24 protein-coding genes are annotated in these 24,012 nt (G+C 63.0%); 9 read left to right on the top strand and 15 right to left on the bottom strand.

Translation table 11 applies throughout. The features are described 5' to 3' along the window. Positions 1 to 136: 136 nt before the first annotated feature. Together choX and betC are read right to left on the bottom strand one after the other, a co-directional pair. Positions 137 to 1,066: a choline ABC transporter substrate-binding protein gene (choX, locus tag QRN22_RS10555; RefSeq protein WP_042555907.1), complete on the bottom strand. Its 930-nt coding sequence runs from the start codon at positions 1,064 to 1,066 to the stop codon at positions 137 to 139. A gap of 100 nt (positions 1,067 to 1,166) precedes the next feature. Next, positions 1,167 to 2,675 carry a choline-sulfatase gene (gene betC, locus QRN22_RS10550; RefSeq protein ID WP_042555908.1) on the bottom strand — a complete coding sequence of 503 codons (1,509 nt, stop codon included), beginning with the start codon at positions 2,673 to 2,675 and terminating at the stop codon, positions 1,167 to 1,169. Positions 2,676 to 2,787: 112 nt separating this feature from the next. Here betC and QRN22_RS10545 point away from each other — a divergent pair, with 112 nt between their 5' ends. The 4 genes from QRN22_RS10545 (at position 2,788) to pbpG (ending at position 6,098) form a co-directional block, all read left to right on the top strand. Next, positions 2,788 to 3,741: a choline sulfate utilization transcriptional regulator gene (locus QRN22_RS10545; RefSeq protein WP_042555909.1), complete on the top strand. Its 954-nt coding sequence runs from the start codon at positions 2,788 to 2,790 to the stop codon at positions 3,739 to 3,741. Then, complete coding sequence (locus tag QRN22_RS10540) at positions 3,738 to 4,100, top strand: DOPA 4,5-dioxygenase family protein (protein ID WP_042555910.1); 363 nt, start codon at positions 3,738 to 3,740, stop codon at positions 4,098 to 4,100. Before QRN22_RS10545 ends, QRN22_RS10540 begins: the two co-directional genes overlap by 4 nt. Before the next feature lie 54 nt (positions 4,101 to 4,154). Then, complete coding sequence (locus QRN22_RS10535; RefSeq protein WP_042555911.1) at positions 4,155 to 5,018, top strand: carboxylate/amino acid/amine transporter; 864 nt, start codon at positions 4,155 to 4,157, stop codon at positions 5,016 to 5,018. 132 nt (positions 5,019 to 5,150) lie between these two features. After that, complete coding sequence (pbpG, locus tag QRN22_RS10530) at positions 5,151 to 6,098, top strand: D-alanyl-D-alanine endopeptidase (RefSeq protein ID WP_156152777.1); 948 nt, start codon at positions 5,151 to 5,153, stop codon at positions 6,096 to 6,098. A 1-nt stretch (position 6,099) separates the two neighbouring features. Here pbpG and QRN22_RS10525 read toward each other — a convergent pair whose 3' ends face one another. Then, entirely contained in the window at positions 6,100 to 6,996 is an 897-nt protein-coding gene (locus QRN22_RS10525; protein ID WP_042555912.1) for a LysR family transcriptional regulator, read from the bottom strand. 218 nt (positions 6,997 to 7,214) lie between these two features. On the opposite strand from QRN22_RS10525, the gene QRN22_RS10520 reads away from it, so the two are divergent. Then, positions 7,215 to 7,826 carry an NAD(P)-dependent oxidoreductase gene (locus QRN22_RS10520; protein WP_042555994.1) on the top strand — a complete coding sequence of 204 codons (612 nt, stop codon included), beginning with the start codon at positions 7,215 to 7,217 and terminating at the stop codon, positions 7,824 to 7,826. A 131-nt stretch (positions 7,827 to 7,957) separates the two neighbouring features. Here the strand turns inward: QRN22_RS10520 and QRN22_RS10515 are convergent, their stop codons facing one another. Beyond that, positions 7,958 to 9,256: an Nramp family divalent metal transporter gene (locus QRN22_RS10515; protein ID WP_042555913.1), complete on the bottom strand. Its 1,299-nt coding sequence runs from the start codon at positions 9,254 to 9,256 to the stop codon at positions 7,958 to 7,960. Between the two features lie 354 nt (positions 9,257 to 9,610). Here QRN22_RS10515 and QRN22_RS10510 point away from each other — a divergent pair, with 354 nt between their 5' ends. Further along, positions 9,611 to 10,561, top strand: a complete 951-nt coding sequence (locus tag QRN22_RS10510) for a 2-hydroxyacid dehydrogenase (RefSeq protein ID WP_042555914.1) — start codon at positions 9,611 to 9,613, stop codon at positions 10,559 to 10,561. A gap of 236 nt (positions 10,562 to 10,797) precedes the next feature. Here QRN22_RS10510 and QRN22_RS10505 read toward each other — a convergent pair whose 3' ends face one another. The 3 genes from QRN22_RS10505 to trpB all read right to left on the bottom strand — a co-directional run bounded on the left by QRN22_RS10505 (position 10,798) and on the right by trpB (position 13,478). Then, on the bottom strand, positions 10,798 to 11,325 hold the full coding sequence (locus QRN22_RS10505) for an REP-associated tyrosine transposase (RefSeq protein WP_042555915.1): 528 nt from the start codon (positions 11,323 to 11,325) through the stop codon (positions 10,798 to 10,800). 135 nt (positions 11,326 to 11,460) lie between these two features. Continuing rightward, complete coding sequence (trpA, locus tag QRN22_RS10500) at positions 11,461 to 12,270, bottom strand: tryptophan synthase subunit alpha (RefSeq protein WP_042555916.1); 810 nt, start codon at positions 12,268 to 12,270, stop codon at positions 11,461 to 11,463. Next, the gene (gene trpB, locus QRN22_RS10495) at positions 12,267 to 13,478 is read right to left on the bottom strand and encodes a tryptophan synthase subunit beta (RefSeq protein WP_042555917.1); all 1,212 of its coding nucleotides are present in this window, start codon (positions 13,476 to 13,478) and stop codon (positions 12,267 to 12,269) included. The genes trpA and trpB overlap by 4 nt, the downstream gene beginning before the upstream one ends. Positions 13,479 to 13,752: 274 nt before the next feature. Between trpB and QRN22_RS10490 the strand changes: the two genes are divergently transcribed. From QRN22_RS10490 to QRN22_RS10480, 3 genes are all read left to right on the top strand, one after another. Then, positions 13,753 to 14,421: a DUF3592 domain-containing protein gene (locus tag QRN22_RS10490; protein ID WP_042555918.1), complete on the top strand. Its 669-nt coding sequence runs from the start codon at positions 13,753 to 13,755 to the stop codon at positions 14,419 to 14,421. Position 14,422: 1 nt separating this feature from the next. Continuing rightward, a complete protein-coding gene (locus QRN22_RS10485; protein ID WP_042555919.1) occupies positions 14,423 to 15,316 on the top strand; it encodes a LysR family transcriptional regulator in 894 nt (297 codons plus the stop codon). A gap of 96 nt (positions 15,317 to 15,412) precedes the next feature. Further along, positions 15,413 to 15,907 (top strand): DUF3060 domain-containing protein, encoded by a 495-nt coding sequence (locus QRN22_RS10480; RefSeq protein ID WP_042555920.1) that lies wholly within the window; start codon positions 15,413 to 15,415, stop codon positions 15,905 to 15,907. A gap of 44 nt (positions 15,908 to 15,951) precedes the next feature. On the opposite strand, the gene gloA is transcribed toward QRN22_RS10480, so the two are convergent. From gloA to QRN22_RS10440, 8 genes are all read right to left on the bottom strand, one after another. After that, positions 15,952 to 16,479: a lactoylglutathione lyase gene (gloA, locus tag QRN22_RS10475; protein WP_042555921.1), complete on the bottom strand. Its 528-nt coding sequence runs from the start codon at positions 16,477 to 16,479 to the stop codon at positions 15,952 to 15,954. Positions 16,480 to 16,705: 226 nt separating this feature from the next. Next, on the bottom strand, positions 16,706 to 17,164 hold the full coding sequence (locus QRN22_RS10470) for a metallophosphoesterase family protein (protein WP_042555922.1): 459 nt from the start codon (positions 17,162 to 17,164) through the stop codon (positions 16,706 to 16,708). A 177-nt stretch (positions 17,165 to 17,341) separates the two neighbouring features. Next, positions 17,342 to 19,180 carry a dihydroxy-acid dehydratase gene (gene ilvD / locus QRN22_RS10465; RefSeq protein WP_042555923.1) on the bottom strand — a complete coding sequence of 613 codons (1,839 nt, stop codon included), beginning with the start codon at positions 19,178 to 19,180 and terminating at the stop codon, positions 17,342 to 17,344. A gap of 215 nt (positions 19,181 to 19,395) precedes the next feature. Continuing rightward, on the bottom strand, positions 19,396 to 20,463 hold the full coding sequence (locus QRN22_RS10460) for a protein-glutamate methylesterase/protein-glutamine glutaminase (protein WP_042555924.1): 1,068 nt from the start codon (positions 20,461 to 20,463) through the stop codon (positions 19,396 to 19,398). Then, the gene (locus QRN22_RS10455) at positions 20,460 to 20,978 is read right to left on the bottom strand and encodes a chemotaxis protein CheD (protein WP_042555925.1); all 519 of its coding nucleotides are present in this window, start codon (positions 20,976 to 20,978) and stop codon (positions 20,460 to 20,462) included. The genes QRN22_RS10460 and QRN22_RS10455 overlap by 4 nt, the downstream gene beginning before the upstream one ends. Continuing rightward, positions 20,971 to 21,792: a CheR family methyltransferase gene (locus QRN22_RS10450; RefSeq protein ID WP_042555926.1), complete on the bottom strand. Its 822-nt coding sequence runs from the start codon at positions 21,790 to 21,792 to the stop codon at positions 20,971 to 20,973. Before QRN22_RS10450 ends, QRN22_RS10455 begins: the two co-directional genes overlap by 8 nt. Position 21,793: 1 nt before the next feature. Next, on the bottom strand, positions 21,794 to 22,321 hold the full coding sequence (locus QRN22_RS10445) for a chemotaxis protein CheW (protein WP_042555927.1): 528 nt from the start codon (positions 22,319 to 22,321) through the stop codon (positions 21,794 to 21,796). A gap of 3 nt (positions 22,322 to 22,324) precedes the next feature. Further along, positions 22,325 to 23,983, bottom strand: coding sequence for a methyl-accepting chemotaxis protein (locus QRN22_RS10440; RefSeq protein WP_042555928.1), 1,659 nt, complete (start codon positions 23,981 to 23,983; stop codon positions 22,325 to 22,327). Positions 23,984 to 24,012 lie beyond the last annotated feature (29 nt).

The raw sequence follows: 24,012 nt of genomic DNA, 5'->3' as shown, positions 1-24,012 counted from the left end.
ACCTTCGATTTGGTGGGCTAAAGCCCACCCTACAGCTGAATGGTGGGAGTAGAAGCTCGGTCTACATTCTGTGGGAGCGGGCATGGCCCGCTCCCACAGGTACTGCACCGATGACCGCTATCGCCTTTTAACTGCCTTACAGCTTGGCCTTCACCGCCGCGACCGCATCGCCGCCATCGCGGGTGGTGACGCCCTGCAACCAGCCGTCGATCACCTCGGGGTTGGCCTTGAGCCAGTCCTTCACGGCCTGGTCGTTGCTGGCCTGTTTGCTCAATACCTTGTCCATGATGGCGTTCTCCATGTCCTGGGTGAAGGTCAGGTTGCTCAGCAGCTTGCCCACGTTCGGGCACTGCGCCGCGTAGCCCTTGCGGGCCAGGGTGTTGACGCTGCCGCTCTCGCCAAAGTACTTCTCGCCGCCCTTGAGGTACTTCATGTCGTACTGCACGTTCATCGGGTGTGGCGTCCAACCGAGGAAGGCGACGAACTCGTCACGTCGCACGGCGCGGCCGACCTGCACCAGCATGGCCTGTTCGCTGGACTCGACCAGGGTCCAGTCCTTGAGGCCGAATTCGTTGGCGGCGATGATTTGCTTGATCGATTCGTTGGCCGGTGCGCCGGACGCGATGCCGTAGATCTTGCGGCCGAACTTGTCGGCGTGCTTTTCCAGGTCGGCGAAGGTTTTCACCCCGGCGTCATAGGCGTAGGTCGGCACGGCCAGGGTGTACTCGGTGCCACTGAGGTTTTGCGCGACCTTGTCCACCTTGCCGTTGGCGACGAACTTGTCGTAGTTGGCCTGCTGAGCCGGCATCCAGTTGCCGAGGAACACGTCGACCTGGCCCTTCTGCAGGCCGGCGAAGATGATCGGTACGCCGAGGGTCTGGGTCTGCACCTTGTAACCCAGGCCGTCGAGCACCAGGCTGGCGATGCCGTTGGTCACGGCGATGTCGCTCCAGCCCGGATCGCCGAGCTTCACCGTGGCACAGCTGGCATCTTCGGCGTGGGCCTGGGAGGCGAGGGCGGCCGCCATGAACAGGCTGCTGGCGAAAGCCGTCTTGAATGTCTTCATGCCTATTTCCTTATGTTGATTTCTAGGTTGGCAGGCTATGCGACGCAGGCCTGCGCGCCGGGTTCCCGCGGTTTTCCGCTGGGTCACCCGACGCGCTGCATCACGGTTGGGGGAAGCGAGCGCGGCGCTCCAGATCGTCGAGGTCGATGTGGTTGCGCATGTACTGCTCGCTGGCGTCGACGATCGGCTGGTGATCCCAGCTTTTCAGCGCACCTTGGGTAAGGGCTTCGGCGACCAGGCGCCGCCGCCGCTGACTGGCCAGGGTCGCCCGGTGGATGGCGGGAATGTCCCAACGACCGCGTGCCTCGTCGAGGAACGACTCGACCTGCTGGCGATGGTCCCACGACTGGGCGAGGTTCTCGCGCTCCTGCGGATCGTTCGCCACGTTGAACAACAGCAACGGGTCCTCTTCGGAGTAGATGAATTTCCACTCGCCGCGGCGAATCATCATCAGCGGGCTGGTGGTGCCCTCGGCCATGTACTCGCCGAGCACTTCGTCGTGGCCGCCAGTGCCCTGCAGGTGCGGCAGCAGCGAGCGGCCGTCGAGCGCCAGGCCTGGTTCGACCTGGCCGCCCGCCAGCTCCACCAGGGTCGGCAGCAGGTCGACGGTGGACACCGACTGGCTGACCCGGTGCGCGGCGAATCGCGCCGGTGCGTGGACCAGCAGCGGTACCCGGGCAGCCATCTCGAACCAGTGCATCTTGTACCAGAGGCCGCGCTCGCCAAGCATGTCGCCATGATCGCCGGAGAACACGATGATGGTGTCGTCGGCCAGCTTGCAGTCCTTGAGGGTCTTGAGCAGCTTGCCGATGTTGTCGTCGATGTAGCTGCAGGCACCGAAGTAGGCGCGCCGCGCGTCGCGGATCTTGTGCTCGGGCAGCGGCTTGTCCCACAGGTCGATGACCTTGAGCAGGCGCTGGGAATGAGGATCCTGCTCGGCCTGGTCGATCACCTGGCGGGGCAGGGGGATGTCGTCATCGTCGTAGCGATCCCAGTATTCCTCGGGGATGGTGTACGGGTCGTGCGGATGGGTCATCGATACGGTCAGGCAAAACGGCTGATCCGGCGTTACCCGCACGTGGTCGTAGAGGTATTGCTGCGCCTTGAACACCACCTCTTCGTCGAAGTCGAGCTGGTTGGTGCGCACGCAAGGGCCGGCCTGCAGCACCGAAGACATGTTGTGGTACCAGCTGGCGCGTACTTCTGGCTCATCCCAGTTCACGGCCCAGCCGTAGTCGGCGGGGTAGATGTCGCTGGTCAGGCGCTCTTCGTAACCGTGCAACTGATCGGGGCCGCAGAAGTGCATCTTGCCGGACAGCGCCGTGCGGTAGCCGAGGCGGCGCAGATAGTGAGCGTAGGTGGGGATGTCGGCAGGAAAATCGGCGGCGTTGTCGTAGGCACCGATCTGGCTGGGCAACTGGCCGCTGACCAGGGTGAAGCGCGATGGCGCGCACAGCGGGCTGTTGCAGTAGGCGGAATCGAACAACACGCCCTCGGCGGCCAGACGCTGCAGGTTGGGCACCTTGATCGGCGAAGCCGGGTCGTGCAGTGGCAACAGTGGCGCGGCCATCTGATCGGCCATGATGAAAAGGATGTTCGGGCGTTTCATGGCGGTTGGTGTTCCATATAGTTGTTTTATGCGAGAGTGCTATTTCGATCATCCAGCCTCGCCAGGCATGGGTAAACCCGGATCAGGTACATGACTAGGATAAGCACAGCTTATGCTTAAGGCGCTCGAGGGAGTCTCTCTGGATGTGCTGCGGGTATTCGAGTCCGCAGCGCGACACTTGAGTTTCACTGCCGCGGCGGCTGAGCTCGGCAGCAGCCAACCGGCCATCAGCCAGCAGATCAAGCGGCTGGAAGAACGGTTGGCGACCCGTCTGTTCGACCGCGTGTACCGTGGCATCGTGCTGACCGAGGCGGGCGAAACCCTGCTGGGCCCGGTACAGGAGGGGTTGGCGGCCCTGGGTGCCGGTCTGGAGGCAGTGGTTGGTCGACAGCAGCATGAGGTGCTGCAGGTGGCCACCGACTTCGCCTTCGCCGCCTATTGGCTGATGCCACGGCTGCAGCGTTTTCATCAGCTGTATCCGGAGGTCGATGTCAGCCTGGTCACCAGCGAGCGTGACATGACCAGCCTGCCAGCGGAGATCGATGTGGCCATTTCCTTCGGGGACGGGCGTCTGAAGAACGGCCAGGTACACCTGTTGTTCAAGGAGGAGGTGTTTGCGGTGTGCAGTCCGCATCTGCTCAGCGGCCAGGGCGCCTGCGCCAATCAATTGCTGGCGCGTCTGCCGCTGCTGCATCTGCGCCCGGAGAGCCGCTCGCGCTGGTTCGACTGGAACGGCCTGTTCCGCGCCCTGGGAATCGCCGAAACGCCCAGCCCCGGCAGCCTGCGCTTCGACAACTACACCCTGCTGATCCAGGCCGCCATCGCCGGCCAGGGGGTCGCCATCGGCTGGCGGCATCTGGTCGACGAGCTACTGGCCCAGGGGTTGCTCAGCCGCGTTGACGGACGCACGGTAACCTCCGAGCTCGGCTATTACGTGGTGCTGCCCGAGCGCAAGCGGCGGGTGCGCCTGGTGCAGAACTTCGTCGACTGGTTGCAGGACGAACTGCTGCGCGAGACGCTACCGCCACCGCAGAGCCCTATCGATCCACGGGGAATCGCCATATGACCGATGTCCGTATTCGCGGCTATCACGCCCATGTGTACTTCGATGCCGGTAGCCTCGAGCAGGCGCGCGTGCTGTGCGAATCAGCGGCGGCACGCTTTGCCGTGAAGATGGGGCGCCTGCATCAGAAGGCGGTCGGGCCTCATCCCGACTGGAGTTGCCAGTTGGCCTTTCGCGCCGAGCTGTTCGGCGAAGTGATTCCCTGGCTGATGCTCAATCGCGGCGAGCTGGTGATCTTCATCCACCCGATCACCGGCAACGACCTGATCGACCACCGTGACCGCGCCCTGTGGATGGGCGCGGTACGGCCGCTGGATCTTTCCGGGCTGGCGGACGGCAGGCCGCTGACCTTCGAGCTCTGACGTAGGGCTTGCGGCGCGGTATGATCCGCGCCTGATTTTTCAAGAGCCCGCGCCATGCCTTACCTGCTCGCCGTCACCGTCCTCTGGGCGTTTTCCTTCAGCCTGATCGGCGAATACCTGGCGGGGCGGGTGGACAGCGATTTCGCCGTGCTGGCGCGGGTGGCCGTCGCGGCGCTGGTGTTCCTGCCTTTCACGCTCTGGCGTGGCTTGCCGCGGCGCTTGCTGGCGGGCTTCTGGCTGGCCGGGGCGTTGCAGTTCGGGGTGACCTACCTGTGTCTGTACCGCAGCTTCCAGGTGCTGACGGTACCCGAGGTGTTGCTGTTCACCGTGCTCACGCCGATCTACGTGACCCTGCTCGATGACGCCTTGGCGCGGCGTTTCAACCCCTGGGCCCTGCTCGCCGCACTGGTCGCGGTGGGCGGCGGCGTGGTGATTCGCTTCGAGCGCCTGGAGGGCGAGTACCTGATCGGTTTCCTGCTCCTGCAACTGGCCAATCTCACTTTCGCTGCCGGCCAGGTGCTGTGTCGCCAGTTGCTGATGCGCTACCCCACCGAGCAGCCGCTGCATCGTTTCTTCGGCCACTTCTTCCTGGGTGCCATGCTGCTGGTGCTGCCGTCGTTCCTGCTCTTCGGCAACCCGGACAAGCTGCCGCAGACCGCGCTGCAGTGGGGCATCCTGCTGTGGATGGGGCTGTTCGCCACGGCTCTGGGGCTGTTCTGGTGGGTCAAGGGCAGCATCAAGGTGGATGCCGGCACCCTGGCGGTGATGAACGAGCTGCATGTGCCTGCTGGTTTGGTGGTGAACCTGCTGATCTGGAACCGCGATGCGGATATTCCGCGCCTGGCTCTGGGTGGCGCGATCATCCTCGCTTCGTTGTGGCTGAACCGTCTCGGCCGTCGACGCACTATCGCCAGCTGATCCATTTATCGGACAATGGGAACCCTGCTTGACGGGTGCTAACATCGCACCTTCAATTGCATACGCAATCAGCTGTTTTTCAAACCCTATTTGCTTAGGCAATAGGTCCACGGATGATGTTCTTTCATCGGCATGGAGCGCCTCTTAGCCATCTCTTGCCCAGTGAATGCCATCGTGAATATTCGTCGCCCCTTCGCCAGTCTCGCCCTGGCCTGCCTGTTCATCGTTTCCCCGCTGGCTGCCAAGGCTGCCGCCCCCGCCAAACAGGAACTCGCTTCCGGTAGCGCGCTGCTGGTCGACCTGACCACCGACAAGGTGCTGTACTCCAGCAACCCCGACATGGTGGTGCCGATCGCCTCGGTCACCAAGCTGATGACCGCCATGGTCACCCTGGATGCCAAGCTGCCACTCAACGAGCAACTGCCGGTGATCATCCGCGACGTGCATGACATGCGTGGTGTGTATTCCCGCGTACGTATCGGCAGTGAGATCAGCCGCCGGGAAATGCTCCTGCTGACCCTGATGTCGTCCGAGAACCGGGCGGCCTCCAGCCTGGCCCATCACTACCCGGGTGGCGTCACCGCCTTCGTCGCCGCCATGAATGCCAAGGCCCGTGCTCTGGGCATGACCCAGACCCGCTATGTCGAGCCGACAGGCCTGTCGGAGCACAACGTTTCCAGCGCCAACGATCTGGTGAAGCTGCTCAAGGCAACGCGCAAGTACCCGCTGATCGGTGAGCTCAGCTCGACCGGGGAAAAGACCGTGGCGTTCCACAAACCCAATTACACCCTGGGCTTCCGCAATACCAACGCACTGACGCGCAAGGCTGGCTGGGACGTGCAACTGACCAAGACCGGCTTCACCAACCGTGCCGGGCACTGCCTGGTGATGCGTACCACCATGGCGGGCAAACCCGTGGCGTTCGTGGTGCTCGACGCGTTCGGCAAGTACACCCACATGGCTGACGCCAGCCGCCTGCGCAAGTGGGTGGAGACTGGCAAGGTCACGCCGGTTGCACCCGCTGCTCTGGCCTACAAGCAGCAGCGTGCCTCGCAGCGCCAGTTGCAGGCTGCCCAGTAAGCTACTGCCAGAGCGGATCGCTGGCCAGGCGCTGGGCGATGAAGTCCAGCAGGGTACGCAGCGCCGGCAGCATCTGTCGGCGTGATGCATAGATGGCATGCACACCCAGAGACTGCGGTTGCCAGTCCGGTAGCAGGCGTACCAGGCGGCCGTCCTCGAGCATGGCTGCGGTCGCGTAAAGCGGCTGCATGCAGATGCCGCCATCGTTGAGGGCCGCCTCCAGCAGCACGGCGGTGTCATTGCTGCTGAGGTTGCCGTCCACCGCCACTTCCTCTTCGCTATCGGCCTGTTCGAAACGCCAGACGCTGCGCCCGAAATAGCTGTAGGTCAGGCAATTGTGCTGTGCCAGATCCTGCGGTCGCTGCGGCACCCCGGCGCGTGCCAGGTAGCCTGGCGACGCGCATACCACGGAATGGCAGGTGCCCAGGTGGCGTGCCACCTGATTGGGCTCCAGCTGATTGGTGATGCGCAGCGCCAGGTCGATGCGCTCCTCCACCAGATTCACCGCCTGGCTGTTGACCAGCAGGTCGATCGAGGTATTGGGGTAGCGCGCCAGGTAGTCGACCAGCATCGGGCTCAGCCATGTCTGGGCGAAGGACTGGCTGCTGGCGATACGCAGGTTGCCGCTGGGCCCGTCAGTGGCCTTTATGCCGGTAGTGCGCATCATCTCGGCGGTGTGCAGCATCTCCCGGCAGTGAGGCAACAGTTCGGTGCCCACCTGGGTCAGGCTCAACTTGCGCGTGGTGCGGTGCAGCAGGCGTGCGCCGACCCACCCCTCCAGTGCCGCCAGGTAGCGCGACACCATGGCCCGGGAGAGATCCAGATGCTCCGCGGCGGCGGTCTGGCTGCCGCGATCCACCACTTCGACGAAAACGCGGGTTGCTGTGAGTCTGTCCATGATTCGCTCGATTCATGCAACTGAGTTGGGTCGATTATGCGGCTTTTCGAGGGTTTTGCAGCGAGTAAGCTCACTGTTCATCCATCGGCAGTGGTACGGAGATGATCCGCTCATTCCAGCTACTTGGTGCTTTATCGCTGCTGGCGCTAGCTGCGTTCGCCGCTGCTGGCAGCGAGCTGGCTGCCGATCGCTCATCAGCCGTCAAATCGGAGAATGCCATGAAGGTCGTCGTACTAGGTGTCAGCGGGCGTGCAGGTTCGCGTCTGCGTCATGAACTGCTGCAGCGTGGCCATCAGGTCACCGGTATCGCCCGTGATGTCAGTGCAGTGCCTGCGCAGGAAGGCCTGACCCTGGCCAGCGCTGACGTGGCCGATGTCCAGCGTCTGGTGCCGTTGCTCAAGGGCCATGACGCCGTCATCAGTTCCACTCGATTCGTCGGCAGCGATGCCGCCAGCCTGATCGAGGCCGTGGAAGCTGCAGGCGTGTCGCGTCTGCTCGTCGTGGGTGGTGCTGGGAGCCTGGAGGTGGCGCCGGGTGTCGCGTTGATCGACACGCCGGAATTCCCTGCGGCCTACAAGGATGAGGCGGGGGCCGGGCGTGATTTCCTCAACGTGCTGCGTGGCGAGAAAGAGCTCGACTGGACCTTCCTGTCGCCGTCGGCGCTGTTCGAGCCAGGCCAGCGCACAGGCAAATTCCGTATCGGCAAGGACAGCCTGCTGGTCGATGCACAAGGCAACAGCTCGATCTCCATGGAAGACTTCGCCATCGCACTGGTCGATGAGCTGGAGCAGCCAGAGCACTCGCGTCAGCGCTTCTCCGTCGGCTACTGAGGCCGTTCCGAGCGGCAGGCCGAATAAAAAAACGCGGCTCAAGCACGTCCACATTCGGCAATAGTGGAGGTGACTTGGCCGCGTTGCAGGGCCTTGGCTTCATTCAAGGCAAGTTGCTAGGGAGTCCAGTATCAGGCCAGCAGTTGCATACCCAGCTGGATGGCCACCCAGACCGCCAGGATGGTGGCGGCGCCGAGCGCGATGTTCTCGAACCAGTTGTTGCAGTACTTGCCGAGCAGCTTCTTCTGGTTGGACATGATCAGCAGGCCCAGAGAGATCACTGGCAGGCCGACGATGTTCAAGGCGTTGACCGCAATGGTCAGGGTCACGAAGTCCGGCATGCCCGGCAGCGACCAGACCAGCGGGGTGATCAAGATGAACAGCAGGAACCACTTGTGCAGCGGGTCTTTGTGGAACGTGCTGCCATATTTCTCGCGACGCTTGGGCACGATGTGGTGCAGGGCATCGGTGATCAGCATCGGGAACGCGGTGGTCTTGCCGGCAACGCTGGCGAATAGTGTGGCGAACGCGCCGACGAAGAACAGGTACCAGCCGGTCGGGCCGAAGAACATCTGCAATGCCGTGCCCAGATCACCCAGGGTCTCGACCTGCAGGCCGTTCGGACGCAGAATTTCCGCACCCACCACCCAGATCGCCAGGTTGATGATGATGCCGACGAACACGGCGAACAGCAGATCGTTGCGCTGAATGCGCTTGTGTTCCGGGCCCGTCCAGCCTTTCTCCTTCATCACGTAGGGCAGCACGAAGTTGGCGATGGAGCCGGCTACCGCGCCGATCACCGATACGGCGACGATCAGTGCGCCATGCACACCCTCATCCGGCGGAATGCTGAAGCCGATGGTGCCGGCAGCGATGCCGCCCCAATCCGGGCCGGCCATCAGTGCCAGGGCAATGAATGCCAGGGTCATCAGGCACAGCAGGCCCTTCATCACCCCTTCGATCAACGAGTAGATACTGCGCCCGACCAGCAGCCAGACCGCGATGGCGACGGCAACCGAGCACAGCAGTGGTGCATTCCAGCCGATCAGGGTGGCCAGTGCTTCACCGGCACCCTTGAGCATGTAGGCGTTGGTGAGGTGGCCCATCAGCAGGGCGTAGCCGAACATGAACCAGGCGAAGCTGGGGTGCAGTTGCGCATAACCCCCGAGGATGCTCATTCCCTGGTTATTGCACAGCTGGAAGCGCGCCATGATGTTGACGATGAGGAAGCGTAGGAGAAGGGAGACGGCCAGTACCCACATCATGGCGTAGCCATAGTTGGCGCCTGCCACCGAAGAGGTGATCAGGTCGCCGGCACCTAGCCAGGAGAGTACGGCGATGATGCCGGGGCCGAGCATTTTGAGTAGTTTGCCGAGGGTAGAGCCAGAACTGCTTTCAGCAGTCTTTTCGAGGACTTCAGTGCGGGCCATGCGTGGGCCTCCGATTATTTTTGTTGGAATGACACCAGCTGGGTATTACGACATCACACAACTTGTCCGAGTTCAAGAGTGCCCGAAATTTTTAGTATCATCCTGGTGGTAGCGCTATCTATTTTTTCTTAATTAAAAATCAATGAGTTACGCTTGAATTGAGCAAATGTTACTGAATGTTTTCTGGCGATGGGCGGTCTTCTGACGTTGCCATATTGCGTTAGTCATAATACAACTGGGTGAAATCAAGCCATTCGCCGCACCTGGCCTCGTCGGAAAATTCCGGCTTTCAGGTGCCGCGTCACAGGCTCCAGAGGTCGAAAACGGCGCTCTACACGTTCAGAGGAGATACCGATGACTGCTTCAAATGCGCGTCCACAACTATTGATGATCGGGCCGTTGTTGCCGAGTCTGGTGGAACGAATCGCCGAACAGTACGAGATCCACCGCTACTGGGAATTGGCCGATGCCGATGCCTGGGTTCGTGAGAATGGCGGGCGTATCGACGGTATCGCCACAAGCGGTGTATTCGGCGCCAAGGCCGAGCTGATCGAGGCCCTGCCCAACCTCAAGGCCATCATCAGCTTCGGTGTTGGATATGATTCGATCGCCGTTGAAACGGCAAAGAAAAAAGGGGTAACGGTTACCAACACACCTGGTGTTCTGGATAACTGCGTGGCCGATACCGCGGTATCGATCCTGCTCGCGCTGGGCCGCCGAATCAGCGAGGCGGATCGTTTCGTGCGCAAGGGGGAGTGGGAGAAAGGGCGCTTCCCGCTCTCCGGCAGTATCGGCGGCAAGGTGTGCGGCATCGTCGGTATGGGCAACATCGGCCGGGCGATCGCCAAGCGGGTCGAAGCGTTCGGCATGACAGTGGCCTACCACAATCGCCGTCGCCGCGATGACGTCGACTATGCCTATCACGAGACCCTGGAAGGCCTGCTCGAAGCGGCCGACTACGCCGTGCTGGTGGTACCGGGTGGCAGCTCCACCGACAAGTTGATCGGTGCCGAGCAATTGCGTGCGCTGGGTCCGCAGGGCTATCTGGTGAATATTGCCCGTGGCACCGTGGTGGACGAACAGGCCCTGGTCGAAGCCCTGCAGAACGGCACCATCGCCGGTGCCGCTCTCGACGTGTTCGCTGAAGAACCCAAGGTACCTGCAGAGCTCCTGGCGCTGGACAACGTGGTGCTTACCCCGCATATCGGCAGCGGCACTCACGAGACCCGCCAGGCCATGGCCGACCTGTTCTTCGCCAACCTCGAAGGCGTATTCAAGCAGGGCAAGGCCGTTACCGAGGTTTGATCCCTGTCAGGAGACAGTGACCAGGCGGGCTGAGCGCAGTTCTCCTCAGGTAGGGTGGGCTTCAGCCCACCGGTCACCAAGCAACCCACTTGCCTTTTCATTCTCCGAATCCCCCGTCGAGCTCAGTCCCGCCAGCCCAATCCTGCGGGTGAATGCCCTGCATGACATAGCGGTGAAAACCAGAATAGCCTGGTAGGGTGGGCTTCAGCCCACCACAGCGAATCAAACGGCCAACCTCACTCTCCAAATGCTCCATCCCGATCACCCCCACCTGCCCAATCCGCTGGGAGAATCCCTTGTTCGACATAGCGGTGAAAACTCGAATATGGCCAGTCGCCAACCCTTTTCACCAAGCCGTGCCTGACCGGGTTGTAATGGATGTAATCAACATGCCTTGCCAGATCATCGGCGTCACGAATTCGATGCTCCCAGAATCGACGCTGCCAGATTCCCTTTTCACGTTTCCGTACTTTGCTGGCGCTCACATCAGGAGAAGCCGGCAGGCCTCTTGAGAACCCACTCTTGATCGAACTCCAACGTCGCGCATAGGCGCTATCACCCTCCGGCAACCTCCAGACTGCGTGCAGATGATCTGGAAGCACGCAGATGGCAATGGTCTGGAAAGGCATGTGACTGGCTGTCGTACCGTAAGCACGGCGCAACAGTTGAATGGCATCGGTCAGCACAGTCGATCGGCGATTCGCCAGGGTCACGGTGAAGAAATAGGTGCCGCCCGGCATCCATTCACGGCGGTAATTGGACATATGGCAATCCTTTGCCTGATGTTTTGGAGGGTGGAGCTGGTGGGCTGAAGCCCACCCTACGTCAGTGCGTCACTGAGATTTCATGTTTAGCTGGTGGGCCGCAGCCCACCAGCTAAACGAGACGAAAGCTGATCCTTAGCGGCGTGCGCCGCGTACGCCTTCGGCCAGTTGGCTGCACAGCTCGAGCACGCCGTCGATGGCCTGCTGGTCGTTGTCGGCCTTGGCGATCTGGTCGATCAGTGCCGAGCCGACCACCACGCCGTCGGCCAGACGGGCGATGGTCGCCGCGTGTTCCGGGGTGCGGATGCCGAAGCCGATGCTGATCGGCAGGTCGGTATGACGGCGCAGGCGGGTGACCGCTTCCTGTACGTGCTCCAGGGTCGCCGAGCCGGCACCGGTAACGCCAGCCACGGAGACGTAGTAGACGAAGCCCGAGCTGCCGTTGAGTACCGTGGGCAGGCGCTTGTCGTCGGTGGTCGGGGTGGTCAGGCGGATGAAATCGATACCCGCAGCCTGAGCCGGGTCGCACAGGTCGGCGTTATGTTCCGGTGGCAGATCGACCACGATCAGGCCATCGACGCCGGCTTCCTTGGCATCGACGATGAAACGCTCCACGCCATACTTGTGGATCGGGTTGAAGTAACCCATCAGCACCAGCGGCGTGGCCTGTTCGGTTTCGCGGAATTCACGAACCAGTTGCAGGGTCTTGGCCAGGTTCTGCTTGGCTTCCAGGGCGCGGATGTTGGCGAGCTGGATCGCCGGGCCGTCGGCCATCGGATCGGTGAACGGCATGCCCAGTTCGATCACATCGGCGCCGGCCTTCGGCAAGCCCTTGAGAATCGCCAGGGAAGCATCGTAGTTCGGGTCGCCGGCGGTAACGAAGGTCACCAGGGCGGCGCGGTTCTGTTGTTTCAGCTCGGCGAAGCGCGTCTGCAGGCGGCTCATATGTGTTCTTCCTGTTCGTCGAAGTGGTGCATGACGGTCTGCATGTCTTTGTCGCCGCGGCCCGAAAGGTTGACCACCATCAGGTGATCCTTGGGCAGCGTTGGCGCGCGCTTGAATACTTCAGCCAGGGCGTGGGACGACTCCAGAGCCGGGATGATGCCCTCCAGGCGGCAGCACTGGTGGAAGGCGGCAAGGGCCTCCTTATCGGTGATCGAGGTGTACTCGACGCGGCCGATGTCGAACAACCAGGCGTGCTCCGGGCCGATGCCCGGGTAGTCGAGGCCGGCGGAAATCGAGTGGGCGTCGATGATCTGGCCATCGTCGTCCTGCAGCAGGAAGGTGCGGTTGCCGTGCAGCACGCCGGGTACGCCGCCATTCAGGCTGGCGGCGTGCTTGCCGGTTTCCACGCCATGACCGGCCGCTTCGACGCCGATGATCTGTACCGACTGATCATCGAGGAAGGGGTGGAACAGGCCCATGGCGTTGGAGCCGCCACCGATGCAGGCGACCAGGCTGTCCGGCAGGCGGCCTTCCTGAGCTTGCAGTTGGTCACGGGTTTCCTTGCCGATGACGGCCTGGAAGTCGCGCACCATCGCCGGATAAGGGTGTGGGCCGGCCACGGTGCCGATGATGTAGAAGGTGCTGTCGACGTTGGTCACCCAGTCGCGCAGGGCTTCGTTCATCGCATCCTTCAGGGTACCGGTGCCGGCGGTGACCGGAATCACTTCGGCACCGAGCAGTTTCATGCGGAAGACGTTGGCCTGCTGGCGGTCGATGTCGGTGGTGCCCATGTAGATCACGCACTGCAGGCCGAAGCGCGCAGCCACGGTGGCGGTAGCCACGCCATGCATGCCGGCGCCGGTCTCGGCGATGATGCGCTGCTTGCCCATGCGCTTGGCCAGCAGGATCTGGCCGATGCAGTTGTTGATCTTGTGCGCGCCGGTGTGATTGAGCTCTTCGCGTTTGAGATAGATCTTCGCGCCGCCGCAATGCTCGGTCAGGCGCTCGGCGTAGTACAGCGGGCTCGGGCGGCCGACGTAGTCGCGCTGGAAATAGGCCAGCTCCTTGGCGAACTCGGGATCTTCCTTGGCCTTTTCGTACTCGGCGGCCAGGTCATGGATCAGCGGCATGAGCGTCTCGGCGACGTACTGCCCGCCAAAGCTACCGAACAAGCCGGTGGCGTCTGGGCCGTTGCGTAATGAAGTCATGGGATTCTCCTGTGAATTCGGAGGCCGCGAGCGACCTGCTTGCCAAGCGGTGTTGGCGTCGATGGTGGCCAGACTAACCCTGTGGCGCCGGTCGGAAAAGCGATTAGTTTTAACGGATATGTGATTAAAAATCACCTATCATCAGCTACTTCGTAGCGGGTAGGGCCTGCGAAGCATTGCAACTGTGTAGGCTTGAAAGCCCAACCATTGGCATCCTGAGCGAGTTGGTCGATGATCGTTCAGCTATGAATTTTATGCACAGGTCGGAGGCAGGATGAAAACAGCATGGTTATGGCTGTTCCCAGGTATCGGCGCGCTGCTGCTGGCGGTTGCCATCGGCATTCAGGTCTCGCGCATCAGCGGCGAGGCGCAGATGATGCGCGTCGAAGGCTCCATCGTGGATGTCGAGGACGGCTGCCCGACGGTGTCCTTCACCACGCTCGATGGCACGCTGGGCGAGTATCACAGCAGCACCTGCAGTACGCCGCCGTCGTTCGACATCGGTGAACGCGTGGCGGTGTATTACGACCCGCAGGAGCCTGAGCGCGCGCGTATCGACAGCTTCGAGCAGAACTGGATCGGTAGCCTGATCGTCGGTGGCATCGGCGCGGTCTTTCTGGCGATTGGTCTGTTGTTCGTGCTGCCGCCGCTGTTCGCCAAGCGCCGCGCCGCCGAGTTGCGGGTCAGCGGCACAGCGGTGCAGGCCGAGTTGGTGGATGTCGAGCTCAATGGCTCGCTGAGCATCAACGGCCGCAACCCGTACCGCATCGTCGCCCAGTGGCTGAACCCGCAAACCAACAAGCTGCATGTGTTTCGCAGTGAAAACCTGTGGTTCGATCCGGGCCCCTACATCAGCGAGTCGCTGGTCACCGTGATGATCGACCCGAGCAACCCCAGGCGCTACAGCATGGACACCCGTTTTCTGCCTGAGCTGGTGGACTGAGATGGCCCAGGATCTGCCGTCGCTCAACGCCCTGCATGCCTTCGAGGCCGCCGCGCGGTTGGGCAGCGTCAGCCGTGCGGCGGTTGAGTTGCACGTCACTCATGGTGCGGTGAGCCGGCAGATCCGCACGCTGGAAGAGCAGCTTGGCGTGGCGCTGTTCACCAAGGACGGGCGGGGCTTGAAGCTGACCGACGCAGGCATACGCCTGCGTGATGTCAGCGGCGAGACGTTCACCCGCCTGCGGCAGGTGTGTGGCGAGCTGCGCCAGCGGGAAGTCGATACACCTTTCGTGCTCGGTTGTCCCGGCAGCCTGCTGGCGCGCTGGTTCATTCCGCGCCTGGACCGGCTCAACGGGGCTTTGCCCGAGCTGCGGCTGCAGCTGTCCACCAGCCAGGGCGAACTGGACCCGCGCAGCCCTCAGGTGGACGCCACCCTGCTCTACGCCGAACCGCCGTGGCCTGCGGACATGCGCGTATTCGAGCTGGCGCGCGAATCCATCGGGCCGGTGATAAGTCCGCGCCACCCAAGGTTCTCGGAACTGAGCCAGGCTGCTCCCGAGACGTTGCTGCAGGAGGCGTTGCTGCATACCACCTCGCGCCCCCAGGCTTGGCCGCAGTGGCTGGCGGCGATGAACCTGCAGCCTGCGGACATGCGCCTGGGGCAGGGTTTCGAGCACCTGTATTACCTGCTCGAGGCTGCGTCGGCGGGCCTTGGCGTGGCCATCGCGCCGCTGCAACTGGTGGCGGACGATCTCGCTGCAGGGCGGCTGGTCGCGCCCTGGGGCTTCGTGCAAACCGAGGCGCAGCTGTCGCTCTGGGTACCGGAACGGCGTAGCGGTCAGCGCGCCGAGAGGCTTGCCGATTGGTTGAGAGCGGCGTTGCAAACCGCGAATTGAGTCGCATGCAGCGGAGAACCTTCTTTCCTGGGCATCTGTCATAGCATCGGCCCTCAGACGTCTTCCGGGCCATCACTGACAGAGAGGGATGTGCCCATGAACAAGACGCTGATGGCAGGTTTGCTGCTGGCCGGCACAGCTACGCTGGCCCAGGCGGAGCCGCTGAATATCGAGGGGATCGGCCTGTCGCGAGACGTATCCTGCAAAAGCCAGGACGTGAACATTACCGGCAATGCCAACGTCATTCACCTGACCGGTGAGTGTGGCGCCGTGCTGGTCTACGGCTCGGAGCACAAGGTCACGCTGGATACGGCCAAGTCGCTTACAGTATCGGGTGCCGAACACAAGGTGATCGCCGAGCGCGTCAATGCGTTGAGCGTCGACACCAGCAACAACCAGGTTCGCACGGCGATCACCGCGGGCGAGCAACCGGCAGTGGTCACGGTAGAAGGGGCCGAGCACGAACTGGATCTGCAGTTCGAAGGCCAGGCCAAGCTGAACGTTACTGGCGTCAGTCAGCAGGTGCGCTGGAGCGGTGATGAGCCGGAGGTGCAGTTGGGAGGCATCGACAACAAGGTCGAGCGCAAGTAGGCGGGGCGGCCGCCCCGCCGGTCAACAGCGGGGCGCCACGTCAATCAGTCCACTTCGGTGAACTGGATGATTTCCACCCAGTAGCCGTCCGGGTCCTTGATGAAGGCGATGTTGCTCATGCGCCCGTCGGTCAGGCGCTTCTGGAAGTCTACGCTCAGGTCTTCGAAGCGCTGGCAAGCCGCCTTGATATCCGGCACTGCCACGCACAGGTGACCGAAGCCGCGCGGGTCACTGTTGCCGCTGTGGTAGGAAAATTCCGGATCCTTCTCGGTGCCGTAGTTGTAGGTCAGCTCCAGTACGCCCGGGATGGACTTGCGCCATTGATGGCGTGCTGCCGGGTCGGCCGGGATCTGCGACTTGTCGGCGATCAACGCGAGGAAGTACAGGCTGAACTCGGCATCCGGGAAGTCCTTTTTCTCCAGCAGGGTGAAACCCAGCACACGGGTATAGAAATCCAGGGACTTCTGCAGATCCTTCACGCGGATCATGGTGTGGTTGTAGACGAAATCCGCCGTGGCGACGTCAGGCTTGCCGGTTACGCCGGGAAGGGTGTTGAGTTCATCGAGGGTCATGGGGACTCCATCAAGTGAGTGGACGAATCGAAAAAATCTGTATTCATACAGATGGCTTCGAAAGGCGTGTTTTTCAAGGTCGTTGCCTCGGCAGGACGTCTTTGTGGCGATAGCAGCCGTTCGTAGTCGGGGGCCAATTGGTGGGCTAAAGCCCACCCTACGGCTAGATGCGCGGCTGTAGGGTGGGCTTTAGCCCACCAAATCGAAGGCCCGCTATCGCCTTGCATCAGACCTCCAGCGTAATCAGTTCGAACCGCACCGTGTCACCGTCGATACGCAGCAGGGCCACGCTGATCGGCAGCTTGAAGCGTCGTGGGCCGGCGCTGCCCGGGTTCAGGTAGAGCACGCCGTCGCGCTCGTCATGCAGCGGCTTGTGCGAGTGCCCGGCGATCACCACGTCGATACCTTCGGCCTTGGGGTCGATAGCCAGCTTCTTGAGATCATGCAGCACATACAGACTGATCGCGCCGAAGCGCAGGGTCAGGCTTTCCGGGATGGCATCGGCCCAGGCATCACTGTCGTTGTTGCCGCGCACCACCGACAGCGGCGCGATGCGTTCGAGCTCGGCAAGGATCTGCGGCCCGCCGATATCGCCCGCGTGGATCAGGTGGTCGACGCCTTGCAGCGCTGCCAGTGCCTGGGGTCTCAACAGGCCGTGGGTGTCGGCGATCAGGCCAATCTTCATGCGTCCTCCAGGCTATAACTGTAGGAGCCGGCTTGCTGGCGATCCGTTCCGTGCAAAAACGCCGCCTTGGGTCGAGTGACGCGACAGCCGGGGCGCCACGTGAGGCGTCGCTGTCTGCATCGCCAAAAACGGAAAACCCGGCACAAGGCCGGGTTTTCCATGTGCCGCGCGAGGGGATCAGCCGTCCAGCAACGCCTTGTTGCGCACCGCGCCCTTGTCGGCGCTGGTGGCGAGCAGGGCGTAGGCCTTCAGTGCGGTGGTCACCTTGCGTGGACGTTGTTCGACCGGTTTCCAGCCCTTCTTGTCCTGCTCATGACGGCGGTGGGCGATTTCCTCATCGCTGACCAGCAGGTTGATCGAGCGGTTCGGAATGTCGATCAGCACCTTGTCGCCATCGCGTACCAGGCCGATGGCGCCGCCGGCAGCCGCTTCCGGCGAAGCGTGGCCGATGGACAGGCCGGATGTACCGCCGGAGAAGCGGCCATCGGTAAGCAGTGCACACGCCTTGCCCAGACCCTTGGATTTCAGGTACGAGGTCGGGTAGAGCATTTCCTGCATGCCCGGGCCGCCTTTCGGGCCTTCGTAGCGGATGATGACGATGTCGCCAGCCTGCACTTCGTCGGCAAGGATGCCGCGCACGGCGCTGTCCTGGCTTTCGAAGATCTTCGCGTTGCCTTCGAAGACGTGGATCGACTCGTCCACACCGGCGGTTTTCACCACACAGCCGTCCAGGGCGATGTTGCCATACAGCACGGCCAGGCCGCCTTCTTGCGAGTAGGCGTGTTCAACACTGCGGATGCAGCCGTTTTCACGGTCGTCATCGAGGGTTTCCCAGCGGGTCGACTGGCTGAATGCGGTCTGCGTTGGAATACCGGCCGGGCCGGCCTTGAAGAAGTGGTGCACCGCTTCGTCGTCGGTCTGGGTGATGTCCCATTTGGCGATGGCTTCTTCCATGCTGCGGCTGTGCACGGTCGGCAGGTCGGTGTGCAGCAGGCCGCCACGGGCCAGCGAACCGAGGATCGAGAAGATCCCGCCAGCGCGGTGCACGTCTTCCATGTGGTACTTCTGAATGTTCGGCGCGACCTTGCACAGTTGCGGCACGTGACGGGACAGGCGGTCGATATCGCGCAGGTCGAAATCGATCTCGGCTTCCTGAGCCGCGGCCAGCAAATGCAGGATGGTGTTGGTGGAACCGCCCATGGCGATGTCCAGGGTCATGGCGTTCTCGAACGCCTTGAAGTTGGCGATGTTGCGCGGCAGCACCGAGTCGTCGTTCTCGCCGTAGTAGCGTTTGCACAGCTCGACGATGGTACGGCCAGCCTGCAGGAACAGCTGTTCGCGGTCGCTGTGGGTGGCCAGGGTCGAACCGTTGCCCGGCAGGGCCAGGCCCAAGGCCTCGGTCAGGCAGTTCATCGAGTTGGCGGTGAACATGCCGGAGCACGAACCGCAGGTCGGGCAGGCGCTGCGCTCGTACTCGGCGACCTTCTCGTCGGAGGCGCTGGAGTCGGCGGCGATGACCATGGCGTCGACCAGATCCAGGCCGTGGCTGGCCAGTTTGGTCTTGCCCGCCTCCATGGGACCGCCGGAAACGAAGATCACCGGAACGTTGAGGCGCAGGGCGGCCATCAGCATGCCGGGGGTGATCTTGTCGCAGTTGGAGATGCACACGATGGCGTCGGCGCAGTGAGCGTTGACCATGTACTCCACGGAGTCGGCGATGATCTCGCGGCTCGGCAGCGAATAGAGCATGCCGTCGTGGCCCATGGCGATGCCGTCGTCGACGGCGATGGTGTTGAATTCCTTGGCCACGCCGCCGGCTTTCTCGATCTCGCGGGCGACCAGCTGGCCCAGGTCCTTCAGGTGCACGTGGCCGGGCACGAACTGGGTGAAGGAGTTGGCGATGGCGATGATCGGTTTCTTGAAGTCTTCGTCCTTCATCCCGGTGGCGCGCCACAGTGCACGGGCGCCGGCCATGTTGCGGCCGTGGGTGGAGGTCTTCGAGCGGTAATCAGGCATGACGGATTCCTGCGGCTAATCAGGTAGGCATTGATAGGTGGGTGAGCGGATCAGCGGCAGATGACCGCGACGCAAGGTGGCATGGCGCACGACGGGATCTCCGTCTGCCTGCCTGGGCTCACAGGCCCGCCGAAGGGTGGATGGCGGGAAATGCTCCGATTCTACGCCCCACGGTGCGGGCGAGGAAAGGCTGGTGGCTGCCGACCGTCCCTGCACTAACCGCGCAGGATGGCCGCGGGGATCTGCTCCAGCGCTATCTCGCGGCTCACGGCGCCCAGTTTCATGGCCTCTCGGGGCATGCCGTAGACCACGCAACTGGCTTCGTCCTGGCCAAGGGTGAGGGCACCGGCCTCGTGCATCTCGCGCAGGCCGCGGGCACCGTCGTCACCCATGCCGGTCATGATGACACCGGTGGCGTTGGCGCCTGCTGCACGGGCTGTGGAGCGGAACAGGACGTCCACCGAGGGCTTGTGACGGCTGACCGGCGGGCCATCGACCACTTCCACCTGGTACTGGGCACCGCTGCGCTTGAGCAGCAGGTGGCGGCCACCGGGGGCGATCAGGGCGCGGCCTGGCAGTACCCGGTCGCCATGCCGCGCCTCCAGAACCTCCAGCTCGCAGAGGCCATTGAGGCGTTCGGCGAAGGCGGCGGTGAAACGTTCGGGCATGTGCTGGACGATCACCAGTGCGGGACACACCCGCGGCAGGCGCGTGAGGATGTACTCCAGTGCCTGGGTGCCACCGGTGGACGTGCCGATGGCCACGACACGTTCGGTGGTGCGCGCCATGGCGCCCTGGCCCGGCGGCAGGATGACGTCGGCGCTGAGCTTGCCCTGCACGGGCGCGGCGGGTACTGCCTTGTTCTTCGCCAGGCTGCGGACGTTGGCGCGCGCTGCGGCCTTCACCGCATTGACCAGATCGTCGCTGGCATTGACCAGAAACTTGCTGAGGCTGGCCTGGGGTTTGGTGACGATGCTCACCGCGCCGGCGGCGAGCGCCTGCATGGTCGTGGCGGCGCCTTTCTCGGTCAGCGTGGAGCAGATGACGACGGGCGTGGGGCGCTCGCTCATCAGCTTCCTGAGAAAGGTGATGCCGTCCATGCGCGGCATTTCCACGTCCAGCACGATCACGTCGGGCCACTCGCGCTGCATCTTGTCGAGGGCGAACAGCGGATCGGCGGCCGTCCCGATGACCTGGATCGCCGGGTCGCTGGCCAGCACCGAGGACAGCACCTGGCGCACCACGGCGGAGTCGTCGACGATCATGACTTTTATCGGTTTCATGCGTATTGCTCTCCAGAGGGGCGACCGGAGATCGCGGTCGGCGCCGTCTGCTTCAGGGCCAGATGGCCGCTCCAGATGTCGAAGATCAGGTTGCGATGCCCGACTCCGCCTACGTGTTCGCCATGGCAACTGAGCTTCTTCTCGGTGATTAGACGCCTGGCCATGTCAACGTTCTGTAGGCCCACGTGCCGGCGGTTGCCATTCATGAGCGCGGGAAACATATGCCCACCACCGAAGATGCGTGCCTGATAGTCGGCCAGCCGCGTGCCGCTCAGCCCGATGGCGTCGCACAGCAGGCTCATGACTTCGTCGCCGTAACGACCGTCCGGGTGGGCGGTCGGGCGCCCGCGCGTCGGCAGCATGAAATGGCACATGCCGCCCAGGCGCGCATGGGGGTGCCAGAGCACCATCGAGACGCAGGAGCCAAGCAGGGTTCGCACACGGGTATAGGGGCCGCCGAAATGATAGTCGCCGGGCTGCAGGTAGACCTCGGCGATGGAGGGGGTCTTAGTCATCGGGCTTGCGATAGATCGAAGGTTTGACGACCTTGAGCGTGTCGTTGACGCCGTTCAGGCTCTCCGAGTGACTGATGAAGAAGTGACCGCCCGGGCGCAGGTGCTTGACCAGGCGACCGACCACCTGACGTTTGGTGTCGGCGTCGAAGTAGATCATCACGTTGCGCAGGAAGATCACGTCGAACAGCCCCAGGTCCGGTAGTGCGCTGTTCAGGTTGATCTGCTCGAAGCGGATGCGCTGGCGCAGTGACGGGACGATCATCATGCGTCCCTGGTTGTCGTCGACGCCGCGCAGGCAGTACTTCACCAGCAGATGCCGGGGGATGTTCCGGCTGTCCTCGAGGTCGTAAACGCCGCTGCGGGCCTGGGCCAGGATGCGCTGGCTGATATCCGAGGCAAGAATTTCCCAGGGCCTCTCACCGAGCCGTTCGGCCAGCAGCAGCGCTAGCGTGTAAGGCTCTTCGCCGCTGGAGCAGGCGCCACTCCAGACGCGCAGCGGTCGCCCGCTGGGAATGGCACCGGGTTTGTGCAGCAGCTCGCGCAGGAAGTCGAAGTGCTTGGGTTCGCGGAAGAAGTAGGTCTCGTTGGTGGTCAGCAGGTCCACGCAGGTCTGCAGCTCCGCGGCATCCTTGCCCAGACGTTTGAAGTAGTCACCGTAGCTGGCCATGCCGAAGGTGCGCAGGCGCTTGTTGAGGCGCCCGGCTACCAGCGGCTTCTTCGCGTCGGAAAGGTGGATGCCGGCAATCTCGTGGATCAATTGACGGAACTGGCCGAACTCCCGGTCGGAGAGGGCGCTGTGGGTGCTCTCGTGCATGTCAGGCTCGAGCGCCGTCGAGACCATGCCGTTCGGCCTGGTCCAGTGCCACGAGCTCTTGCGCGGAAATGATCCGGCTGATGTCGAGCATCACCACCAGCCGCTCATCCAGCTTGCCCATGCCACGAATGAAATCGGTACGGATGCTGCCTCCGAAGCTGGGCGTCGGTTCGATCTGCTCGGCGCTCAGTTCACGGACCTCGTTGACGGCGTCCACCACCATGCCGATCACCTGGGTGCTGGTCTGGTTGAGTATCTCCAGAATCACGATGCAGGTTCTCGGGCCGATGGCCGTGGCCCGGCCGCCGAAGCGCTGGCCGAGATCCATCACCGGCACCACCGCGCCGCGCAGGTTGATCACGCCAAGAATGCTTGGCGGCATCATCGGCACCGTGGTCAGCCGGCCGTACTCGATGATCTCCCGTACGGCACGGATTTCCACCGCGAACAGTTCCTGAGCCAGGGTGAAGGTCAGGTACTGGCCCGACACTGCGGTAGCGTCGTCGAGCAGCCGGGTATCGGAGCTCATGGCTTACTCCTGAAAGCGCACGTAACCGGCCGGCAGGCCTGTGCCATGGCCTTGCTGGCCCTCGTCTTCACGCAGCTGGCGTGTGCCGCCGTTGCCGCGGTTGGTCTGTGGCCTGTTGCGTGGTGGATTGACGGTGGTGATGCGCTCGCCACTGCCGCTGAGGCGGAAGAAGTCCATCAGTTGCTGCAGCTGTTCGGCCTGGCCGCTCATTTCCTCGGCGGTGGCGGCGAGCTCCTCGGAAGCCGAGGCATTCTGCTGGGTCAGTTCGCTGAGCTGGTTCATCGCCGTGCTGATCTGGCTGACGCCACTGCTCTGCTCGTCGGAGGCCGCCGCGATTTCCTGCACCAGGTCGGAGGTCTTGGCGATGGACGGGACGATCTCGTCGAGCAGGGTGCCAGCACGTTCGGCCAGGGCCACGCTGTTCTTGGCGACTTCGCCGATTTCCTGGGCCGCCACCTGGCTGCGCTCGGCCAGCTTGCGTACTTCCGCGGCGACCACCGCGAAGCCCTTGCCGTGCTCGCCGGCCCGGGCCGCCTCGATGGCGGCGTTGAGGGCCAGCAGGTTGGTCTGGTAGGCGATGTCGTCGACGATGCCGATCTTGTCGGCGATGGTCTTCATGGCTCGCACGGTGTCCTTGACCGCCTGGCCGCCTTCGCCCGCTTCGTTGGAGGCTTTGCTGGCCATGCCGTCGGTGACCCGGGCGTTCTCGGTGTTCTGCGAAATGGAGGCGGACATCTGCTCCATCGACGCACTGGTTTCCTCCACCGAAGCCGCCTGTTCGGAAGCCGCCTGGCTCATGCTCTGGGCGGTCGAGGAAATCTCCTCGGAGGCGCTGGACAGCGAGTCGGCGGAGCCGCGTACCTCGGCGATGATCTGCGTGAGCTTCTCGCTCATGTTGCCCATCGACTTCAGCAACTGGCCGGTCTCGTCGCGAGCGGTGCTATCGAGTTTCACGCGCAAGTCGCCTTCGGCCAGCAGGTTGGCGGCTTCCACCGCGCGGCTGAGCGGGCGGGTGATGCTGCGGCTGATCAGCAGGCCGAGCACGACACCGATCAGCAGGCCACCGATGATGACGCCGATCATGATGTCGCGGCTGGCTTCGTAGAGCTCGGTGGTCTGATCGTTGGCATCGCTGGCGTTGGTCTCCTTGATGCGCGAGAGCTCGGAGAAGATGCTGTCGATCTTGTCGCCGTATGCACGTGTCTGGGTCAGCTGCCGCTGCAGTTCGGGGTTCTCCGCGTACAAGGCTTGATTGGCCGCCGTTTGCAACGTCTGATCCATGCTGCTCTGGTAGTCCTTCCAGACCGAGTCGGCCTCTCGGAAAAGCTCCATGGAGCGCTCGCTGGCGAACTGCAGACGGGCCTCATCGATCAGTTTTCGCGCAGTTTCGCTGTAATTGGTGATATCGGCGCGAATCCGATCACGATCCTGTTGGGTGGTCGCGAGAAGGAAGTTGGCGCGGGCTCGGCCAATGTAGATGAGGTTGATGTTGGCATCCTTGATCTTGGAGAGGCCTACCAGTTCCCTGGAGTACATCCTGTCTGCCAGGTCGTTCATGGTCGAGGTGTTGGACAGGCCGACTAGGCCGACTATGGCACTGATTCCCGCGACCAGGACGAACGCGACGATGAGCCGGGTACCGATCTTGAAGTTGCTGAGCATGCTGGAGATCCTTTCGAATGGAGAGTCGC

This window comes from Pseudomonas sp. MEJ086 (assembly GCF_030209025.1).
Taxonomy (GTDB): domain Bacteria; phylum Pseudomonadota; class Gammaproteobacteria; order Pseudomonadales; family Pseudomonadaceae; genus Aquipseudomonas; species Aquipseudomonas fulva_A.
Note: the sequence above shows the minus strand (reverse complement) of the source record. Positions and strands in the feature narration are given on the sequence as shown.

What these genes read in the sequence shown, in the direction of transcription:
- QRN22_RS10520 (WP_042555994.1), top strand. Translation starts at nt 7,215, where the DNA reads ATGAAGGTCGTCGTACTAGGTGTCAGCGGGCGTGCAGGTTCGCGTCTG.
- ilvD (WP_042555923.1), bottom strand. Translation starts at nt 19,180, where the DNA reads ATGCCTGATTACCGCTCGAAGACCTCCACCCACGGCCGCAACATGGCC.
- QRN22_RS10545 (WP_042555909.1), top strand. Translation starts at nt 2,788, where the DNA reads ATGCTTAAGGCGCTCGAGGGAGTCTCTCTGGATGTGCTGCGGGTATTC.
- QRN22_RS10515 (WP_042555913.1), bottom strand. Translation starts at nt 9,256, where the DNA reads ATGGCCCGCACTGAAGTCCTCGAAAAGACTGCTGAAAGCAGTTCTGGC.
- QRN22_RS10485 (WP_042555919.1), top strand. Translation starts at nt 14,423, where the DNA reads ATGGCCCAGGATCTGCCGTCGCTCAACGCCCTGCATGCCTTCGAGGCC.
- QRN22_RS10450 (WP_042555926.1), bottom strand. Translation starts at nt 21,792, where the DNA reads ATGCACGAGAGCACCCACAGCGCCCTCTCCGACCGGGAGTTCGGCCAG.
- QRN22_RS10455 (WP_042555925.1), bottom strand. Translation starts at nt 20,978, where the DNA reads ATGACTAAGACCCCCTCCATCGCCGAGGTCTACCTGCAGCCCGGCGAC.
- QRN22_RS10540 (WP_042555910.1), top strand. Translation starts at nt 3,738, where the DNA reads ATGACCGATGTCCGTATTCGCGGCTATCACGCCCATGTGTACTTCGAT.
- QRN22_RS10470 (WP_042555922.1), bottom strand. Translation starts at nt 17,164, where the DNA reads ATGAAGATTGGCCTGATCGCCGACACCCACGGCCTGTTGAGACCCCAG.
- trpA (WP_042555916.1), bottom strand. Translation starts at nt 12,270, where the DNA reads ATGAGCCGCCTGCAGACGCGCTTCGCCGAGCTGAAACAACAGAACCGC.
- QRN22_RS10525 (WP_042555912.1), bottom strand. Translation starts at nt 6,996, where the DNA reads ATGGACAGACTCACAGCAACCCGCGTTTTCGTCGAAGTGGTGGATCGC.
- choX (WP_042555907.1), bottom strand. Translation starts at nt 1,066, where the DNA reads ATGAAGACATTCAAGACGGCTTTCGCCAGCAGCCTGTTCATGGCGGCC.
- QRN22_RS10505 (WP_042555915.1), bottom strand. Translation starts at nt 11,325, where the DNA reads ATGTCCAATTACCGCCGTGAATGGATGCCGGGCGGCACCTATTTCTTC.
- pbpG (WP_156152777.1), top strand. Translation starts at nt 5,151, where the DNA reads ATGGAGCGCCTCTTAGCCATCTCTTGCCCAGTGAATGCCATCGTGAAT.
- betC (WP_042555908.1), bottom strand. Translation starts at nt 2,675, where the DNA reads ATGAAACGCCCGAACATCCTTTTCATCATGGCCGATCAGATGGCCGCG.
- QRN22_RS10490 (WP_042555918.1), top strand. Translation starts at nt 13,753, where the DNA reads ATGAAAACAGCATGGTTATGGCTGTTCCCAGGTATCGGCGCGCTGCTG.
- QRN22_RS10440 (WP_042555928.1), bottom strand. Translation starts at nt 23,983, where the DNA reads ATGCTCAGCAACTTCAAGATCGGTACCCGGCTCATCGTCGCGTTCGTC.
- QRN22_RS10445 (WP_042555927.1), bottom strand. Translation starts at nt 22,321, where the DNA reads ATGAGCTCCGATACCCGGCTGCTCGACGACGCTACCGCAGTGTCGGGC.
- QRN22_RS10510 (WP_042555914.1), top strand. Translation starts at nt 9,611, where the DNA reads ATGACTGCTTCAAATGCGCGTCCACAACTATTGATGATCGGGCCGTTG.
- gloA (WP_042555921.1), bottom strand. Translation starts at nt 16,479, where the DNA reads ATGACCCTCGATGAACTCAACACCCTTCCCGGCGTAACCGGCAAGCCT.
- trpB (WP_042555917.1), bottom strand. Translation starts at nt 13,478, where the DNA reads ATGACTTCATTACGCAACGGCCCAGACGCCACCGGCTTGTTCGGTAGC.
- QRN22_RS10535 (WP_042555911.1), top strand. Translation starts at nt 4,155, where the DNA reads ATGCCTTACCTGCTCGCCGTCACCGTCCTCTGGGCGTTTTCCTTCAGC.
- QRN22_RS10460 (WP_042555924.1), bottom strand. Translation starts at nt 20,463, where the DNA reads ATGAAACCGATAAAAGTCATGATCGTCGACGACTCCGCCGTGGTGCGC.
- QRN22_RS10480 (WP_042555920.1), top strand. Translation starts at nt 15,413, where the DNA reads ATGAACAAGACGCTGATGGCAGGTTTGCTGCTGGCCGGCACAGCTACG.